The 16095-nt window shown below is 69.4% G+C and carries 17 protein-coding genes; 8 read left to right on the forward strand and 9 right to left on the reverse strand.

What is annotated here, in order from left to right; translation table 11 throughout:
- The first annotated feature begins 11 nt into the window (after positions 1 to 11).
- Positions 12 to 536, forward strand: a complete 525-nt coding sequence (locus AB0M51_RS26280) for a SigE family RNA polymerase sigma factor (RefSeq protein ID WP_363750901.1) — start codon at positions 12 to 14, stop codon at positions 534 to 536.
- Positions 536 to 1507 carry a hypothetical protein gene (locus tag AB0M51_RS26285; protein ID WP_363750903.1) on the forward strand — a complete coding sequence of 324 codons (972 nt, stop codon included), beginning with the start codon at positions 536 to 538 and terminating at the stop codon, positions 1505 to 1507. The genes AB0M51_RS26280 and AB0M51_RS26285 overlap by 1 nt, the downstream gene beginning before the upstream one ends.
- On the opposite strand, the gene AB0M51_RS26290 is transcribed toward AB0M51_RS26285, so the two are convergent.
- From AB0M51_RS26290 to AB0M51_RS26310, 5 genes are read right to left on the reverse strand one after another with little or no spacing between them, the layout of a single operon-like run.
- Positions 1496 to 2335, reverse strand: a complete 840-nt coding sequence (locus AB0M51_RS26290; RefSeq protein WP_363750905.1) for a glycoside hydrolase family 16 protein — start codon at positions 2333 to 2335, stop codon at positions 1496 to 1498. The two genes, AB0M51_RS26285 and AB0M51_RS26290, sit on opposite strands and share 12 nt — an antisense overlap.
- On the reverse strand, positions 2335 to 3156 hold the full coding sequence (locus AB0M51_RS26295; protein ID WP_344200057.1) for a carbohydrate ABC transporter permease: 822 nt from the start codon (positions 3154 to 3156) through the stop codon (positions 2335 to 2337). The genes AB0M51_RS26290 and AB0M51_RS26295 overlap by 1 nt, the downstream gene beginning before the upstream one ends.
- Positions 3153 to 4130, reverse strand: a complete 978-nt coding sequence (locus tag AB0M51_RS26300; RefSeq protein ID WP_344200059.1) for a sugar ABC transporter permease — start codon at positions 4128 to 4130, stop codon at positions 3153 to 3155. Before AB0M51_RS26300 ends, AB0M51_RS26295 begins: the two co-directional genes overlap by 4 nt.
- Entirely contained in the window at positions 4127 to 5488 is a 1362-nt protein-coding gene (locus AB0M51_RS26305; protein WP_363750908.1) for an extracellular solute-binding protein, read from the reverse strand. Before AB0M51_RS26305 ends, AB0M51_RS26300 begins: the two co-directional genes overlap by 4 nt.
- Positions 5489 to 5499: 11 nt before the next feature.
- Positions 5500 to 6291 (reverse strand): NAD(P)-dependent oxidoreductase, encoded by a 792-nt coding sequence (locus AB0M51_RS26310; RefSeq protein WP_363750910.1) that lies wholly within the window; start codon positions 6289 to 6291, stop codon positions 5500 to 5502.
- A gap of 135 nt (positions 6292 to 6426) precedes the next feature.
- Here AB0M51_RS26310 and AB0M51_RS26315 point away from each other — a divergent pair, with 135 nt between their 5' ends.
- The 3 genes from AB0M51_RS26315 to AB0M51_RS26325 are packed head-to-tail and all read left to right on the forward strand — an operon-like array spanning position 6427 to position 10048.
- A complete protein-coding gene (locus AB0M51_RS26315) occupies positions 6427 to 7674 on the forward strand; it encodes an ROK family transcriptional regulator (RefSeq protein ID WP_363750912.1) in 1248 nt (415 codons plus the stop codon).
- On the forward strand, positions 7671 to 8816 hold the full coding sequence (gene dgoD, locus AB0M51_RS26320) for a galactonate dehydratase (RefSeq protein ID WP_344200069.1): 1146 nt from the start codon (positions 7671 to 7673) through the stop codon (positions 8814 to 8816). Before AB0M51_RS26315 ends, dgoD begins: the two co-directional genes overlap by 4 nt.
- Positions 8810 to 10048: a glycoside hydrolase family 27 protein gene (locus AB0M51_RS26325; RefSeq protein WP_363750914.1), complete on the forward strand. Its 1239-nt coding sequence runs from the start codon at positions 8810 to 8812 to the stop codon at positions 10046 to 10048. Before dgoD ends, AB0M51_RS26325 begins: the two co-directional genes overlap by 7 nt.
- Here the strand turns inward: AB0M51_RS26325 and AB0M51_RS26330 are convergent.
- Genes AB0M51_RS26330 through AB0M51_RS26340 form a run of 3 tightly spaced genes read right to left on the reverse strand, consistent with a single transcriptional unit; the run spans position 10032 to position 12414 of the window.
- Positions 10032 to 10499 (reverse strand): NUDIX hydrolase, encoded by a 468-nt coding sequence (locus AB0M51_RS26330; protein ID WP_363750916.1) that lies wholly within the window; start codon positions 10497 to 10499, stop codon positions 10032 to 10034. The genes AB0M51_RS26325 and AB0M51_RS26330 overlap by 17 nt on opposite strands.
- Complete coding sequence (locus AB0M51_RS26335; protein ID WP_344200077.1) at positions 10499 to 11266, reverse strand: SDR family NAD(P)-dependent oxidoreductase; 768 nt, start codon at positions 11264 to 11266, stop codon at positions 10499 to 10501. The genes AB0M51_RS26330 and AB0M51_RS26335 overlap by 1 nt, the downstream gene beginning before the upstream one ends.
- Positions 11263 to 12414 carry an acyl-CoA dehydrogenase family protein gene (locus AB0M51_RS26340; RefSeq protein ID WP_363750919.1) on the reverse strand — a complete coding sequence of 384 codons (1152 nt, stop codon included), beginning with the start codon at positions 12412 to 12414 and terminating at the stop codon, positions 11263 to 11265. The genes AB0M51_RS26335 and AB0M51_RS26340 overlap by 4 nt, the downstream gene beginning before the upstream one ends.
- Positions 12415 to 12501: 87 nt before the next feature.
- Here AB0M51_RS26340 and AB0M51_RS26345 point away from each other — a divergent pair, with 87 nt between their 5' ends.
- The 3 genes from AB0M51_RS26345 (at position 12502) to AB0M51_RS26355 (ending at position 15078) form a co-directional block, all read left to right on the forward strand.
- Complete coding sequence (locus tag AB0M51_RS26345) at positions 12502 to 13086, forward strand: TetR/AcrR family transcriptional regulator (protein WP_344200083.1); 585 nt, start codon at positions 12502 to 12504, stop codon at positions 13084 to 13086.
- Between the two features lie 103 nt (positions 13087 to 13189).
- Positions 13190 to 14068 carry a S1 family peptidase gene (locus AB0M51_RS26350; RefSeq protein WP_344200086.1) on the forward strand — a complete coding sequence of 293 codons (879 nt, stop codon included), beginning with the start codon at positions 13190 to 13192 and terminating at the stop codon, positions 14066 to 14068.
- A gap of 125 nt (positions 14069 to 14193) precedes the next feature.
- Entirely contained in the window at positions 14194 to 15078 is an 885-nt protein-coding gene (locus AB0M51_RS26355) for a S1 family peptidase (protein WP_363750921.1), read from the forward strand.
- A gap of 53 nt (positions 15079 to 15131) precedes the next feature.
- Here the strand turns inward: AB0M51_RS26355 and rlmB are convergent, their stop codons facing one another.
- Positions 15132 to 16094: a 23S rRNA (guanosine(2251)-2'-O)-methyltransferase RlmB gene (rlmB, locus tag AB0M51_RS26360; RefSeq protein ID WP_344200090.1), complete on the reverse strand. Its 963-nt coding sequence runs from the start codon at positions 16092 to 16094 to the stop codon at positions 15132 to 15134.
- Between the last annotated feature and the right edge of the window lies 1 nt (position 16095).

Genomic DNA, 16095 nt, shown 5'->3' on the forward strand with positions numbered 1-16095 from the left:
GTGATCTGGATGTGGAGACACCCGACTTCGACGAGTGGGTCACGCAGCGCGGCACGGCGTTGCTGCGGTTCGCGTACCTCGTCACGCGCGACCACAGCCGCGCGGAGGAGGCGGTCCAGGACGCGTTGATCTCGGCGTACTCCCGGTGGTCGCGGATCTGCCGCGCGCAGGACCCGGAGGCGTACGTCCGACGGTCGATCGTCAACGCGGACATCTCCCGCTGGCGGCGGTTCTTCCGCCGCGAGACCCCGACCGAGAATCCCGGTACGCCGCGCACGACGCGGGACCGCACCGCGCAGGATCACGCAGCGCCGGATCCCGCCGACGCTCAGGCCGAGCACGATGCGGTCTGGGCGTTGTGCGCGACGCTGCCCGCGAAACAACGGGCAGCTGTCGTACTGCGGTACTACGAGGATCTCCCGGACGCGGAGATCCTCGTGATCCTGGACTGTTCGCCGGCCACCGTCCGCTCGCAGATCCACCGCGCGCTGGCATCGCTGCGCACCACCATCGGGACCGAGGAGGTCAAGCGCTGATGGAACGCCTCATCGCCGACAGTCTGGCGAAACACGCCGCCGACGCCCCGACCGACGACCACCTGCTGGCGGGTGTCCACGCCCGCCTGCATCGCCGCCGTACGCACCGCGCCATCGGCGCCGTCGTCGTCGCGGCCGCAGCCGTCGCCACAGCGCTCACCGCGTCGCAGGCCACCACGCATCCGCAACCCGCACAGCAGGACCCAGCTCCGGGATGGCGCTGGGAGTCCTTCAAGACTGTCGAGGTACAGGTCCCGGCCGGCTGGACGCAGTACATCTCCGGCCCGGCGCCTTGCACGTTCATGGCCAACCCGGCGGTTCCTTCCATCGGACGGGTCAACGGGTGGTCGGCCAGCCGCGAGTACACGTGCCGCACGCCCGTCATCCCGCTGGCCCAGCGGCAGCCGTACCTCTGGTTCGACGACGTACAGAAGCCGGGCATCAAGCAGTACGACGGTGGCTGGACCGAGGAGACCCGGGCGGTCGGCGGCGTGAAGCTCAGCGTCCTCACGAAGGACGCCGCGCTCCGGCAGCGGATCCTGGACTCGGCGCGAACGATCACCGACACCGACTCGTACGGCTGCGCCCCGACGCAGCCCCTCGACGACCGGGGCCGGCCGCCGGCGACCCGTGTGACCGCTGCCTCGATCTGTGAGTACTGGAACGGCGACCTGATCGCGGGCTCGGCCGTCCCGGCGGCGACGGTCTCCGCGCTCACAACCGGGCTCCGCGACACTTTCAATCCGCACACGGACCCGCTGATCCCGGCCGGTTGCCAGGATCCCGAGTCCCGTGAGTACGTCGTCCTGCTGCGCTCCGAGGACCGAGTGTGGCCGGTCCACCTCCCCTACACGACGTGCGTCCGCTACTTTCCCGCGGTCCTCTCCTTCATCCGGACCGGCGTACACCACCAGCTCCAACCCGCCACCGGCTTCGACCCGGTCGAACGGATCAAGCCGCTAGCGCGCTGAGTACACGCGGACATAGTCCACGTCGAACGAGTTCGGGAACGGGGTGGTTGCGTCCGGCGGGCCGCCGCGGTCCGCGTTCGCCCAGGTGCCGCTGTTCAGCACGACGTACATCGGCTTGTCGGGGACCTGGTCTCCGGTGATCGTCGAGGTCGGTACGCCGTCCACCGTGAACGTGATGCGATCCGCTGTCCACAGCAGCCCGTACCGGTGCCAGCCGGTCGTAGGCGCCGGGCCCGTCGCCCAGTGGCTGTCCCAGCGGACGTCCGGCCAGGTCCCCGACGCCAGGCCGCTGTGCATGCTGCCGATCGAGCCGAACCACTCGGCGACGTCGATCTCCGGCGGCCAGCTACGGTCCTGCGGGATCAGCCAGAACGCCGGCCACAACCCCTTGCCGGCCGGGAACTTCGCACAGATCTCCCAGTACCCGTACTGCTGGAAGAACTTGTCGTGCGAGGAGATGAACCCTTCCGTGTACTGGTACGTCCCCGCCGGATCGGTCCCAGTGACCGGCTTGTTGTCGGTCACCAGCCGCAACTTGCCACCGGACAGCACCACGTTGCGGTCGACGGCGTAGCTCCCGTACGACGTGTTGTGGTAGTGCCCGCCCGCCCGTCCGGGAAAGTCCATCACCGTACTCCATGACCGCCGGTCCACGGTCTTGCCCCCGAACTCGTCGTGCCAGGCCAGCCGCATCCCGGCCGGCCGTTGCTGCCCAGCTGCGGAGCACGTCGTTTCATTTGCCTGAGGCAACTGCTTGTCCGCCGCCTGTGCGGTGCCGGTGAGGCCGGCGAGCACGAGCAGTACTGCGATTCCGAGCTTGAGCTTCATCATTTGATCCCGGATGTTGAGAAGCCGCTGACGAAGCGGCGTTGCATGAACATGAACAGGACGAGCACCGGCAGCACGTACATGACCGCGCCGGCGGCGACCAGGTTGTTCATCGGCAGGCCCTTGTCGTTGACGTACCCGCTCGCCATCGCGACCGCGAGCGTCGTACTGTCCTGGCTGAGGAACATCGCCGGGCCGACGAAGTCGCCCCACGCGTGCGTGAACGACAGGATCACACTCGCCGCGATCACCGGCCAGGACTGCGGCAGGAAGATCCGCCAGAAGATCCCGACGTACCCGCACCCGTCGATGATCGCGGCCTCCTCCATCTCCCGCGGGATGCCGGCGAAGAACTGCCGGAACAGGAAGATCAGGAACGCGCTGCCGCCCAGGCCCCACGCGACCCACGGCCAGTACGTGTTGACCATGTGCAGCTTGGCGAAGATCAGGTACGTCGGCACCAGCGTCACGATCCCGGGCAGCATCATCGTGGCGAGCAGCACGACGAACAACTGCCTCTTTCCGGGCGCCGTCAGCCGCGCGAACCCGAATCCGACCCAGGCCGAGCTGAGCGTCGTCAGAGTGGTGCTGATGAACGCGATGGTCAGTGAGTTCTGCGCGGCGCCGATGAAGTTGACCTTGCTGATCGCGTCCGTGTAGTTCGCGAACCGCGGCGTCGACGGCCACCAACTCGGCGGGAACGACGCCATCTCGGCCGGAGACTTCAGCGAGGTCTGCACCAGCCAGTAGATCGGGCTGAGCATCGCCAGAACGACAGCTGCGAGCACGATGTAGAGCGCCCAGCGGTACGTCCGGGTCATTTCTTCCCCTCAGGTTCGACGGTGTAGAACACGGTCCGGGCACTCACCTTGATGATCAGCAGGGTGACGACCAGAATCACCGCGAACAGCAACCACAGCATCGCCGAGGCGTAGCCGAAGCGAGCGGCGCTGAAGTACTGCGCGAACACGTGGATCATGTAGAGGTAGTTGCCTTGTGGCACTGTTCCGGCACCGCTCAGCGAACCGGACGACAGCAGCAGTGGCGCGAACGACTGCAGCGACCCGATCACCCCGGTGATCACCTGGAAGAGGATCACCGGCGACAGCAGCGGGATCGTGATCCGGGTAAAGGACTGCCAGTACGACGCCCCGTCCACCTGCGCCGCCTCGAGCAACTCTCGCGGAATGTCCTGCAGCCCCGCCAGCGAGATGATCATCGATCCGCCGCAGCCCCACAGGACCAGCGCATACAGCACGTACCTGGCGTTCGGATCGACCAGCCAGGTGATCGGGTTCGCGCCGAGAGTGCTCAGTACGCCGTTCGCCGCGCCGGCGTCGCGGTCGAAGATCAACCGGAACGTCATCGCCGCACCCACCGGCGGAACCACCGCGGGCAGGTAGATCAGTGCCCGGAACAAACCTCTGGCCCGGATCGGCTGGTTCACCATCACGGCCAGCAGTAGGCCCGCGAAGATCGACAACGGCACGGTGACCAGCGCGAACAGCCCGGTCTTGCCCAGTGAACTCAGCGTCAGCGGGTCGTGGAAGATCTCCACGTAGTTGTCGAACCCGACGAAGTGCGTGCGTGGCGAGAGGCCGTCGGAGTCGGTCATGCTGAGCCACAGCGCGTATCCGAGCGGGAAGACGGTCAGTCCGACGAAGCCCAGCACCCAGGGCGCGACGAACAGGTAGAAGGTCCGCGCCTTCTTCAGGCTCGGCGGCTTCTTCTCGCGCCCCGGATCCACGGCGGTCGCCGCGGCAGACCGCCGTACCTCGGTCAACGCCGAGCTCACCGCAACCGCTTCTTTCCGTCCGTGAGCTGCGCGTTGATCTGCGAGTTCAGCGTGTCGGCGAATTGACCGGCGGTCGTCGTGCCCTTGATCGCCTTGGGCAGTTCACGGGTGATGATCGCGTTGATCGCGTCCTGCCGGACGTACGGCGTGTAGGAGGTCACCGAGAAGTGCTGCTTCTCGGCCATCTGAGTCTCGTAGGCCTGCTTCTGGTACGGCAGCTTCTGCGGCATCAGCTTCTGCAACGACTTGAGCGGTGGGATGCCCCAGCCGCCGGCCGCACGAGCCTTGGCCGGGTCGCCGGCGAGGTACCACTCCATCACTGCCCACGCGGCGTCCTTGTTCTTGCCGGCCTTGGGCATCCACAACCCGGTCGCGCCGAAGCACGGGCTGACCCGGCGACCGGTGTCGAACTGCGGCGCCGGGGCGAAACCCGCCACCTTGGCGGATTTCGGGTCACCGGCGAACAGCCCGCCGAGCCAGTAGCCGCTCAGCGTGGCCGCCATCCGGCCGGCCTGGAATGTCGGGCCGTCCCAGCCGTTCGGGTCGGGGTTCAGCACGGTCGGTCCGATGCCGGCCTTCGCGTAGTCGAGGTACCAGGTCAGGGCCCGCTGTGCCTCCGGGGTGCTGAAGTCGACCGAGGCGAGATCGTCCGACGTCAGCTTTCCGCCGGCCAGGTCGGTCATCCAGGTGAGCTGGCCGAACAGGCCGAGCCCGTTCGGGTTCAGGCCGTAGACGCTGACCTTCGCGCCCTGCCGCTTCACCAGGCGCTTGCCCTCGTCGAGCAACTCGTCCAGCAGCAAGGGCGTCGTCGCACTCGGGTGGCTCACCTTCGCCGCGTCGAACAGCGCGCTGTTGTACCAGATCGTGCAGTCCTGCGAGTAGTCCTTCGCGAACCCGTACCGCGGGCCGGCGCCCTGCTTCTGGCCGTCGTACCGCCAGACGTCGTTCACCGGGTCGATGTCGTCGGCCTTGATCAGCGAGGACTTCGCGAAGTACGGGTCCAGGTTCTCCGCGACCTGCCGGGCGACGAGGTACGGCGTCTCGGTCGCCCCCATGCCCCGGACGACGTCCGGCGGGTTGCCGCTGGCCAGCATCGCGGTCAGCTTGGTGAGGTCGTACTCGACCGTCTTCACGGTCAGGCCGAGCGCCTGCGACGCGGCCTTCGCCTCCTTCGGGCCGAACTCGCCCGACTGGGACATCACCGTGACGACGCCCTTCGCGGACGATCCGGTGCCGGCGGCGACCGGGGTGTTCGTCGACGACGCGGGCGAGCAGCCCACCGCGAGGGACCCGCCCGCCACGGCGCCGCCGAGGGCGAGAAATCGGCGGCGGGAGAGCCCCTGGGTCGATGTGGTCATGGCAACCTCTCTCAGTCTGAAATCTCGGGGTCGAAGAGCCGGCACACCGGGCCGGAGGAGGGGCCGGCCCGGTCTGCGAAGGCTTCGCTGTCGTCCTCGGGGCGGTAGCCGAGTTCGTGCCGCGCCGAGGTGATGTCCCACTGGTTGCGGCTGTTGGCGGAGACGCCGAAGTGCACGCCGTACCGTTCGCCGCCTCGGAGCGCCGCGAGGACCAGACGACCGGCGTCGCCGTCGGACAGCCACTGGCCCAGGTACCGGCGTTCCGTCGGCGGCCAGCCGGTCAATCCGAGCCGCAGGCAGGTCACCGAGGCTCCGGTCCGCTCGGCGTGGGTCCTGCCAAGAGCCTCGAGCACGACCTTGCCGAGGCCGTACGGACAGCACGGGCGCGGGTCGAGCCGCGGATCGACCGGCCAGTACGCCGGGCGGTTGTACTCACCCAACGCGTGGATCGAGCTGGCCAGCACGACCTTCGGTACGGCGTGCGCCGCGGCCGCTTCGAGGACGATCTGCGTCGTCCGCACGTTGGCGGCGTACACACTGTCCCAGGTCTGCCACGGGCTGCTGTTCCCGGCGAGGTGGAGGACCGCTTCAGCCCCGGCGAACGCGCGGTGCGCCGCTTCGGGCTCACCGATGTCCGCCTGGACCACCTCAGCTGTTCGCGTCCCCGTTGTCGCGCGGTCGACCAACCGGACGCGGTACCGCTCGCGCAGCGCCGGCAGCACCACCGTGGCCACGCGCCCCAGCCCGCCGGTGATCACCACCAGCGGCAGCTCGCCGTTCTGCGCACCGTCCATGTCGGTCATCCGGTCGCCGGGCCCGGGCCGATCCCCGGGGCTGTGGCGAAATTGTTCGAGCAGTTCGGCGTTTGTGTCAAGTCTTCGTACACAGATTGTCAGTTGAATTGACTCGGTCGCCGCGGATCGTCGATACTCGACCTCGTGGCTGCGAAGGACACCGGATCTCTCCGAGCGCTACGGCGCACCAACTCCGAACGGATGCTGTCCGCGCTCATGGAGCACGGCGCACTGCATCGGGCGGAGCTGGCGCGGATCTGCGGCGTCTCCCGGACGACGGTGTCGACGATCACCGCCGACCTGATCGTGGGCGGCGTGGTGATCGAGGTGAACGGCGACCAGGCCGCGCGGGCCGGGATCGACGCGTCCGAGGTCGACGGCCGGGCCCGCGGGTTCCTGCGTGCGAACCCGGCAGCCGGCGCGGCCGCCGGACTCGACTTCACCCTCGAGCGCGTCTGGTGCCACGTGACCGACCTGTCTGGCGCGACGCTGGCCAGCGACGGCGTTCGTGCGGCGCCCGACACGCCCTGGCAGGAGCGGCTGACCACCGGCCTCACGCTGCTCGACGAGCTGCTCACACAGGCCGGCCTGGAGCGCACCGACCTGGTCGGCATCGCGATCGGCGTGCCGGGCCCGATCGACCTGCAGACCGGCGTGGTCGGTCCGTCGTTACCGGGGCAGGCCTGGGCGGGGGTGAACGTCGCGGCCGAGTTCGGCCGGCACCTCACCGTGCCGGTGCTGGTGGAGAACAACACCCGTCTGGAAGCGGTCGCGGAGTTCACTTGGGGAGCCGGCCGCGATCTCGCGGACGTCTTGTACGTCGGGCTCTCGACCGGGATCGGGTCCGGGATGCTTGTCGACGGCAACCTCCACCACGGCGGCGCCCGCGGTGGCGGCGGCGAGATCGGACACCTGTCCGCGGACACCTCCGGCATCCCGTGCCCCTGCGGGAACCGCGGCTGCCTGGTGCACTACGCGTCGCTGCCCGCCGTGCTCGCGAAGCTCGAGCCGGTGCTCGGCGCGGACGCCGGCCTCGACGAGCTGCTCGCGGCCGCGGCGGCCGGACAGCCGGAAACCTTACAAGCGCTCCGTGAAGCCGGTGAGCTGACCGGCCGGGTGCTGGCGAACATCTGCAACCTGCTGAACCCGGCCAGGATCATCGTCGGCGGCGAGCTCGCCCGGGCCGGCGACCTGATCCTGGAGCCGATCCGCGGCACCCTCCGCCGGACCGCGATGTCGCTGACCAGGGACGCCGACGTGGTCGCCGCCGAGCTCGACCTCGGCGCCCGGGCCGGCGCCTCCGGGGCGGCCGCCCTGGTTCTGCGGCAGACCGACCAGCTCGTCGCGGCCCTGCTCGCCGCTCCCGTCCGCCAACCGAATGAGGCCGTGTGAAGATCGTCGGATACGAAACGTTCCTGGTGGCGCCGCGCTGGCAGTTTCTGCGCATCGACACCGACGAGGGCATCAGCGGGTGGGGTGAGCCGATCGTCGAGGGGCGCGCCGAGGCCGTGCAGGGCGCGGTCGCGGCGCTGATGGAGTACCTGGTCGGTGCGGATCCGCTGCGGATCGAGGAGCACTGGCAGGTGATGGCCAAGGGCGGCTTCTACCGCGGCGGTGCGGTGCTGTCGAGTGCGCTGGCCGGAATCGACCAGGCGCTCTGGGACATCAAGGGCCGGTTCCACGAGGTCCCGGTGCACGAGCTGCTCGGCGGGCCGGTCCGCGAGCGGGCGCGGGTCTACACCTGGGTCCACGGTCGCGACAACGCCGAGCTCGTCGACGAGGCGCAGGCCAAGGTGGCGAAGGGGTTCACCGCCCTCAAGCTCAACCTGTCCGAAGCGCTGCCGCCGATCCCGTCGGCGGCGCAGCTGCGGGCCTCGGTCAGCCGCGTCGAGGCGCTCCGGGACGCGCTCGGCGACGGGATCGACATCGCCCTCGACTTCCACGGCCGGTTCAGTACGGCGGCCACCCGGCAGATCCTGCCGCTGCTCGAGCCGCTGCTGCCGATGTTCGTCGAGGAGCCGGTCACCCCGGAGTTCTCCCGCGACCTGCGCCGGATCACCGAGTCGACCAGCATCCCGATCGCGATCGGCGAGCGGCTGTTCTCCCGGTGGGACTTCCGGGACGTGCTGCCCACCGGCATCGCGGTCGCCCAGCCGGACATCTCACACGCCGGCGGCGTCTCCGAGGTCCGCCGGATCGCCGCGCTCGCCGAGACGTACGACGTGAGCGTCGCGCCGCACTGCCCGCTCGGACCGATCACGCTGGCCGCCAGCCTGCAGATCGACTTCGCGATCCCGAACTTCCTGATCCAGGAGCAGAGCCTCGGCATCGAGTACGGCGGCGGCAACGCGCTGCTCGACTACCTGGTGGATCCGGACGTGTTCGCCTTCACCGACGGGCACGTCCAGCGCCCGACCGGTCACGGCCTGGGCATCGAGGTCAACGAGGACGTCGTCCGGGCCGCTGCCGCGGAGCCGCACCGCTGGCGATCACCCGTGCTGCGGCACGACGACGGATCGTTCGCGGAATGGTGACGCCGCCGATGGGCTGGAACAGCTGGGACTGTTTCGGCACCACCGTGACCGAGGAGGAGGTGCTGGCCAACGCGCAGGTGATGCACGACCGGTTGCTGGCGTTCGGCTGGGACACGGTCGTCGTGGACATCGCCTGGTACGACCCGACCGCGCGGTCGCACGGCTACAACGAGAACGCGCCGGTCGTCCTGGACGGCTACGGCCGCCAGTTGCCGGCGCCGTCACGGTTCCCCTCAGCCGTGGACGGCGCCGGCTTCGGGCCGCTGGCGGCGAAGGTGCACGCGCTCGGGCTGAAGTTCGGGCTGCACATCATGCGCGGGATCCCGCGACGGGCGGTCGAGCTGGACCTGCCCGTCTACGGGACCGAGTGGACCGCGCGTGAGGTCGCGGACCACGACCACGTGTGCCCGTGGAACCCGGACAACCTCGGGCTCGACCACGACCACCCGGGCGCGCAGGCGTACTACGACGCCCAGGTGGCGCAGTTCGCCGAGTGGGGCGTGGATTTCGTCAAGGCCGACGACATGCTGGCGCCGTACCACGACCGGGAGATCGCGGCGTACGCGCGGGCGATCGAGCGGAGCGGGCGGGACATCGTGCTGTCGTTGTCCCCGGGGACCCGGTTGTCGACGCATCACCTGGACCACCTGCGGGCGAACGCGGTGATGTGGCGGATCTCGGACGACCTGTGGGACCGGTGGGAGGACGTGCACGCGCAGTTCGCCCGGCTGGCGCGCTGGTCTCCGTTCCAGCAGGACGGCGGTTGGGCGGACGCGGACATGCTCCCGCTCGGCCACATCGGCATCCGCGCCGAGCGCGGCGACGACCGGATGAGTCGGCTGACCGTCGACGAGCAGCAGACGCTGCTGACGCTGTGGGTGATGGGCCGTTCGCCGCTGATGATGGGCGGCGATCTGCCTACCACACCACCGGAAACCCTTGCCCTGTTGACGAATCCGGCGCTCGCCGAGCTGCTGCGATCCTCGTCCGACGGCCGCGAAATCATCCGCGAGCCGCTGGACGACGGCGAGCTGATCGTCTGGACCGCCCAGGGCAACGACTGCTCGTACGCAGCGCTGTTCTGGACCGGTGCCACACCGCGAGAGGTGACGCTGCCGGCGGACCTCCCCGCTCCCGCCCGCGATCTGTGGACCGGCGAACCCACCACCGAACGCGCTGGCACCGTGCCTGCGCACGGCGTCCGCTGGCTTGAGCTCAGGACACCGATCTGAGCACAACGAGGGCCGACAGCAACCATTTGGACAGCGGCGCATCGCCCAGTTCCTGGAGGTCCTTCACCCAGCGGGCCTCGGCGATTTCCGGAGACAGGACGGTGGAGGTGGAGGGCGCCAGTGCCGTGAGAGTCGTGAGCGTGTCGTGCTTGCCTTCGAGCGTGGTGACAGTGGTGTCCAGGACCTTGAAGTCAGCCGGGCGGATGGTGAGGCTGAGCTCTTCCTGGACCTCCCGGGCAGCTGCCTCGGCGGGGGTCTCCCGGGCGGGCTTGTAGCCGCCACCGGGCAGCGCCCAGCGGTGGATGTCGGCGTACGAGTGCCGGACGACCAGGAAGCGGCCGTCCGGCAGCCGCAGCAGAGCTTTGACGCCGAAGGTGGTGGGTCTACGGATTCGCCACCACAGCTGCAGGAACGGCGATCCGGCGCGAAGCAGGATCGCGGGGATGCGCATCAGCGCGGGGGCATCCGGAGGGCGCCGTCGAGGCGGATGACCTCGCCGTTGAGGAGCTGGTTGTCGAGGATGTGCCGGACGAGCGCGGCGTACTCGGTCGGCTTGCCGAGGCGGGACGGGTGCGGGACCTGCTGCTCCAGGACCGTGCGGGTCTCCTCCGGGAGGCCGGCGAGCATCGGCGTCTCCATCGTGCCGGGAGCGATCGTCATCACCCGGATGCCCTTGTCGGCGAGGTCACGCGCGGCGGTCAGCGTCAGCGCGACGATGCCGCCCTTGCTGGACGCGTACGCCGCCTGCCCGATCTGCCCGTCGTACGCCGCGATCGACGCGGTCATCACGACCACACCGCGGTCGCCGTCCTCGGAGGGCTCGGATCCGATCATCCGCTCGGCCGCCAGCCGGAGCACGTTGAAGGTGCCGATCAGGTTGATCTCGATCACCTGCCGGAAGGTTGCCAGCGGCAACGGCCCCTTCCGGCCGACGACCCGGCCCGGGGTCGCGACACCGGCGCAGTTCACCGCCACCCGCAGCGTCCCGAGCTCCGCGGCGGCATCCAGAGCGGCGGTCACCGCGGCCTCGTCGGTGACGTCGGCCGGCGCGAACACCACCCGGTCGCCCAGCTCGTCCGCGATCGCCTTGCCCGCCGACGACGGCAGGTCGACGATCACCACGCCGAGCCCGTCCGCCGCCAACCGCCGTACGGTCGCCTCCCCGAGCCCCGAACCACCACCGGTGACCAAGGCGACGTCCGACGGACCAAACTTCATGTGGCACTCCTGAGTAGGTCGCGGCTGATCACCAGTCGCTGGATCTGGTTCGTACCTTCGAAGATCTGGGTCACCTTGGCCTCGCGCATGTACCGCTCGGCCGGGAACTCCCGGGTGTAACCGTACCCACCGAGCACCTGGACCGCGTCGGTGGTGACCTTCATCGCCGCGTCCGTACAGATCAGCTTCGCGATCGCGGCCTCCCGGGTGAACGCCCGGCCCAGGTCGCGCCGGCGGGCCGCGTGCAGGTACGTCGCCCGCCCGGACTCGACCGCCGCGGCCATGTCCGCGATCAGGAACTGGATGCCCTGGAAATCCGCGATCGAGTGCCCGAACTGCTGCCGCTCCTGCGCGTACGCCGTCGCGAGATCGAGGGCCGCCTGCGCCAGCCCGACCGCGCACGCCGCGATCCCGAGCCGCCCGGAGTCGAGCGCGGACAGCGCGATCCGCATCCCGTCGCCCTCCGCGCCGATCAGGTTCGCCGCCGGGATCCGGACGTCGTCGTAGTTCACCAGCGTGGTCGTCGACCCGGTCAGACCCATCTTCCGCTCGGGCGCCCCGAAGCTCAGCCCGGCCACGCCCGCCGGCACGTGGAACGCAGAGATCCCGTGCGTCCGGTCGTCGGAGGTCCGCGCGAACGTCGTGTAGAAGTCCGCGTGCGAACCGTGGCTGATCCACGCCTTGGTCCCGTTCAGGACGTAGGAGTCTCCGTCCCGGACCGCCCGGGTCGTCATGCCGGTGATGTCGGAGCCGGCCTGCGGCTCGGACAGCGCGTACGCGCCGAGCAGTTCGCCGCCGATCATGTCCGGCAGCAGCCGGGCCTTCTGCTCGTCGCTGCCGAACGTGGCCAGTCCGTACGACGTCATCGTGTGCACCGAGACGCCGACGCCGACCGACATCCAGGCGGACGCGATCTCCTCGAGCATCTGCAGGTACACCTCGTACGGCTGCTCGGCGCCGCCGTACTGCTCCGGATAGGGCAGGCCGAGCAGGCCGGCCTTGCCGAGTGTCCGGAACGCGTCCCGCGGGAACGCCTCGGTCTCCTCGGCGTGCGCGGCGCGCGGCGCCAGTTCGTGTTCGCACAGGTCGCGGACCAGGGCGAGCAGATCTACGGCTTCGTCAGTGGGCAGGAGCCGGTCGACGGTCATCAGGAACCCCCTCTCAACAGCCGGGGAAAATGATACCAAAAACGATACTGGCGGACCTGTCTGAGTATCGTTCTATGCTGTCTCAATATGACAACAGTCGTTCCGGGCCGACGCACCCGCCGGCAGTCCGAGCTGCTGGACCGGCTCCTGTCCTTGTTCCTCGAGCAGGGGTTCAGCCGGTTCACCCTGGACGACCTGGCCGCCGAGCTCCGGTGCAGCAAGACGACCCTGTACGCGTTGGCGCCGAGCAAGGAACAGCTCGCCGTCGAGGTGGTCAAGCACTACTTCAAGAATGCCACCGCGCAGGTGGAGTCCGCCGTGGCCCGGCAGACCCGGCACGACCGGCGGATCGCGGCGTACCTCGGCGCGGTCGCGGACGCGCTCCGGCCGGCCAGCCGGACGTTCCTGGACGACGTGGCGACGTTCGCGCCGGCCCGGTCCGTGTACGAGCGGAACACCCGGATCGCCGCCGAGCGGGTCCGGCAGCTGATCGAGGACGGCATCAACCACAAGACGTTCCGGCAGGTCGACATCGCCTTCGCCGCCGAGATGATCGCGCACACCATGCAGGCGATCCAGCGCGGCGACATCGCCCGCCGTACCGGCCTGAACGACGCCGAGGCCTACCGGGAACTCGCCTCCTTCGTCCTGCACTCCCTCCGCCTCGACTGAACCGTGGGGTCGGGCGACGCACCCCCTGCCCCTTAGGGTTGGGGCCCGTCCTCTTGCTGCCATCTCGTGCATCAGAGCCGTACGCCCCGGAAGGCTGATCACCATGAAATCTCTCCGACGAACCGCGGCCGTGGTGGCGGCCGCCGCTCTCGCTCTCACCGCCGCAGCGCCGGCCGGGGCAGATCCGGTGAAGCCGCCCCGGCTGTCCGCCAAGGCGATCACCGCCACTCTGAACGATCAGATCCACACCGCGGGTACGGCGTGGATGACGAAGCCGGACGGCACCGTCGTGGTGTCGTACGACTCCACCGTGACCGGCACGAAGCTGACCAAGCTGACCGGCCTGACCAAGCAGCTCGGCAGTAACGTCAAGATGGAGAAGCTGCCCGGCAAGCTGCAGAAGTACATCAGCGGCGGCATGGCGACGTACGGCGGCCAGTACAAGTGTTCCGTCGGCTTCAACGTGCAGCGGCGCGGCAAGTACTACTTCCTCACCGCCGGCCACTGCGGTGTCGACGCGGCCCGCTGGTACCAGGACCAGGCACACAAGGTCTACACGGGCGCCGTCTGGAACGCGACGTACCCGTACCACGACTACGCCCTGGTCGTGTACCGCACCGACATCAAGACGAAGCCCCCGGGCGGCAGCGTCTACCTGTACAACGGCCACTCGCAGGACATCACCAGGGCGATGAACCCCGGCCTCAACCAGCTGGTGTACCGCTCCGGCGCCACCAGCGGGCTGCACAGCGGCCGGGTCACCGGGCTGAACGCCACGGTCAACTACGGCGACGGCCGTGTGGTCGGCCTGATCCGGACCAGCGTCTGCGCGGAGCCGGGCGACTCCGGCGGCCCGCTGTTCTACCGGCAGTACGCGTTCGGGCTGACGTCCGGCGGTTCCGGTGACTGTACGCAGGGCGGCGTGACGTACTTCCAGCCGATCGTGCAGGCGCTGAACGCGTACGGGGTCTACATCTACTGAGCGGAGGTTTCCCCTACGCTCCGAGATTGCCTGAATACTCACCGAGATTGTGGGTAGGACTCGTCACGGTTGAAGTCAAGGACGCCCCGCCCCGAAGGCGTCCTCATCGTGAGGAGGCTGAAACCATGAACCTGTCCCCACTCCGCCGTACCACCGCTCTCCTGGCCGCGGCCGGGCTTGCTGCCGCCGGACTTCTGGCGTCACAGGCCTCGGCCGCACCGGTCAACCCGGCGACGTTGTCCGCCGCGGCGATCACGTCGACGTTGGCCGAGAACGCGACGATCCCGGGCACCGCCTGGGAGACCGATCCGAACGGCCGGATCATCGTGTCGTACGACGACACCGTCACCGGCGCCAAGCTGGCGCAGCTGACGGGTGTGACCAAGCAGTTCGGCAGCCGGATCAAGCTCGAGAAGATGTCCGGCAAGCTGACCAAGTACATCGCCGGCGGCGACGCCATCTACGGCGGGCAGTACCGCTGCTCGCTCGGCTTCAACGTCCGCAGCGGCACCACGTACTACTTCCTGACCGCGGGCCACTGCGGCAACATCGCCTCCAGCTGGTACTCGAACTCCGGCAAGACCACGCTGCTCGGTACGACGTACGGGTCGAGCTTCCCGGGCAACGACTACGCGATCGTCAAGTACAGCACCTCGTACACGAACCACCCCGGAACCGTTGACCTGTACAACGGCTCCTCGCAGGACATCACGTCCGCCGGCAACGCGACGGTCGGCCAGTCGGTCAAGCGCAGCGGCAGCACCACCGGCGTACACAGCGGCACCGTCACGGCGGTCAACGCGACCGTCAACTACGCCGAAGGCACCGTCACCGGTCTGATCAAGACCAACGTCTGCGCCGAAGGCGGCGACTCCGGCGGCGCCCTCTTCGCCGGCTCGGTAGCCCTCGGCCTCACCTCCGGCGGCTCCGGCAACTGCTCCTCCGGCGGCACCACCTACTTCCAGCCCGTCACCGAAGCCCTCTCCCGCTACGGCGTGAGCGTCTACTGATCCAGACATGACTGTGGGGCCGGGGAGATGTTTCCCGGCCCCACACTCGTGTGCTACCCGCGGCGGCGGGAGATTTCGTAGAGGGTTACGCCGGCGGCGATGCCGGCGTTGAGGGATTCGGTGGCGCTGGTCATGGGGATCGAGACGATCAGGTCGCAGTTCTCCCGGACCAGGCGGGCCAGGCCTTTGCCCTCGGAGCCGATGACCAGGACGATCGGCTCGGTGGCGGCCTCGAAGTCGGGGAGGTCGACGGCGCCGTCCATGTCCAGGCCGATGACCAGCAGGCCGGCGTCCTTGTAGGACTTCAGGGCACGATTCAGGTTGCCGGCCCGGGCGACCGGGATCCGGGCCGCGGCGCCTGCCGACGTCTTCCACGCCGACGCCGACATCGACGCCGTACGGCGCTCCGGTACGACGACACCGTGTGCGCCGAACGCGGCCGCCGAACGCGTGATCGCGCCCAGGTTCCGCGGGTCGGTGACGCCGTCGAGCGCGACGATCAACGGCACCTCGCCCGCGTCGTGGGCCCGCTGCAGCAGGTCGTCGGGATGCGCGTACTCGTACGGCGGGATCTGCAGCGCGACGCCCTGGTGCGAGCCGCCCGCGGTGACCCGGTCCAGCTCGGTGCGCGGCACCTCGAGCACCGAGACGCCGGTCTCGACCGCGACCAGCAGCGCCTCGCGCAGGCGGGCGTCCCGCTCGGTGCCTTCGGCGACGTGCAGCGCGGAGGCCGGGACGCCGGCCCGGAGCGCCTCGACGACAGGGTTCCGCCCGTACACCCACTCGACGGTCGAGTCGGCGTCCTTGCGGGCCGGGCGGCGGGCACGCTGCTCGCGTTCCTTGGCGCGCTCGGCCGCCTTCGCCCGCTTGTGTGCCGGGTGCTTGACCCGGTCCACCGCCTTCGGCGTCGGGCCCTTGCCCTCGAGACCGCGGCGGACCCGGCCGCCGGAACCGGCCGTCGGGTTGCCCCGCGGCTTCTTCCGGATGGCTCCCTTGCGCTGGCTGCTGCCTGGCACG

The organism is Kribbella sp. NPDC051137 (assembly GCF_040682535.1).
Lineage (GTDB): Bacteria > Actinomycetota > Actinomycetes > Propionibacteriales > Kribbellaceae > Kribbella > Kribbella karoonensis.

What these genes read in the sequence shown, in the direction of transcription:
- AB0M51_RS26285 (WP_363750903.1), top strand. Translation starts at nt 536, where the DNA reads ATGGAACGCCTCATCGCCGACAGTCTGGCGAAACACGCCGCCGACGCC.
- AB0M51_RS26290 (WP_363750905.1), bottom strand. Translation starts at nt 2,335, where the DNA reads ATGAAGCTCAAGCTCGGAATCGCAGTACTGCTCGTGCTCGCCGGCCTC.
- AB0M51_RS26295 (WP_344200057.1), bottom strand. Translation starts at nt 3,156, where the DNA reads ATGACCCGGACGTACCGCTGGGCGCTCTACATCGTGCTCGCAGCTGTC.
- AB0M51_RS26305 (WP_363750908.1), bottom strand. Translation starts at nt 5,488, where the DNA reads ATGACCACATCGACCCAGGGGCTCTCCCGCCGCCGATTTCTCGCCCTC.
- AB0M51_RS26310 (WP_363750910.1), bottom strand. Translation starts at nt 6,291, where the DNA reads ATGACCGACATGGACGGTGCGCAGAACGGCGAGCTGCCGCTGGTGGTG.
- AB0M51_RS26325 (WP_363750914.1), top strand. Translation starts at nt 8,810, where the DNA reads ATGGTGACGCCGCCGATGGGCTGGAACAGCTGGGACTGTTTCGGCACC.
- AB0M51_RS26330 (WP_363750916.1), bottom strand. Translation starts at nt 10,499, where the DNA reads ATGCGCATCCCCGCGATCCTGCTTCGCGCCGGATCGCCGTTCCTGCAG.
- AB0M51_RS26335 (WP_344200077.1), bottom strand. Translation starts at nt 11,266, where the DNA reads ATGAAGTTTGGTCCGTCGGACGTCGCCTTGGTCACCGGTGGTGGTTCG.
- AB0M51_RS26340 (WP_363750919.1), bottom strand. Translation starts at nt 12,414, where the DNA reads ATGACCGTCGACCGGCTCCTGCCCACTGACGAAGCCGTAGATCTGCTC.
- AB0M51_RS26345 (WP_344200083.1), top strand. Translation starts at nt 12,502, where the DNA reads ATGACAACAGTCGTTCCGGGCCGACGCACCCGCCGGCAGTCCGAGCTG.
- AB0M51_RS26350 (WP_344200086.1), top strand. Translation starts at nt 13,190, where the DNA reads ATGAAATCTCTCCGACGAACCGCGGCCGTGGTGGCGGCCGCCGCTCTC.
- AB0M51_RS26355 (WP_363750921.1), top strand. Translation starts at nt 14,194, where the DNA reads ATGAACCTGTCCCCACTCCGCCGTACCACCGCTCTCCTGGCCGCGGCC.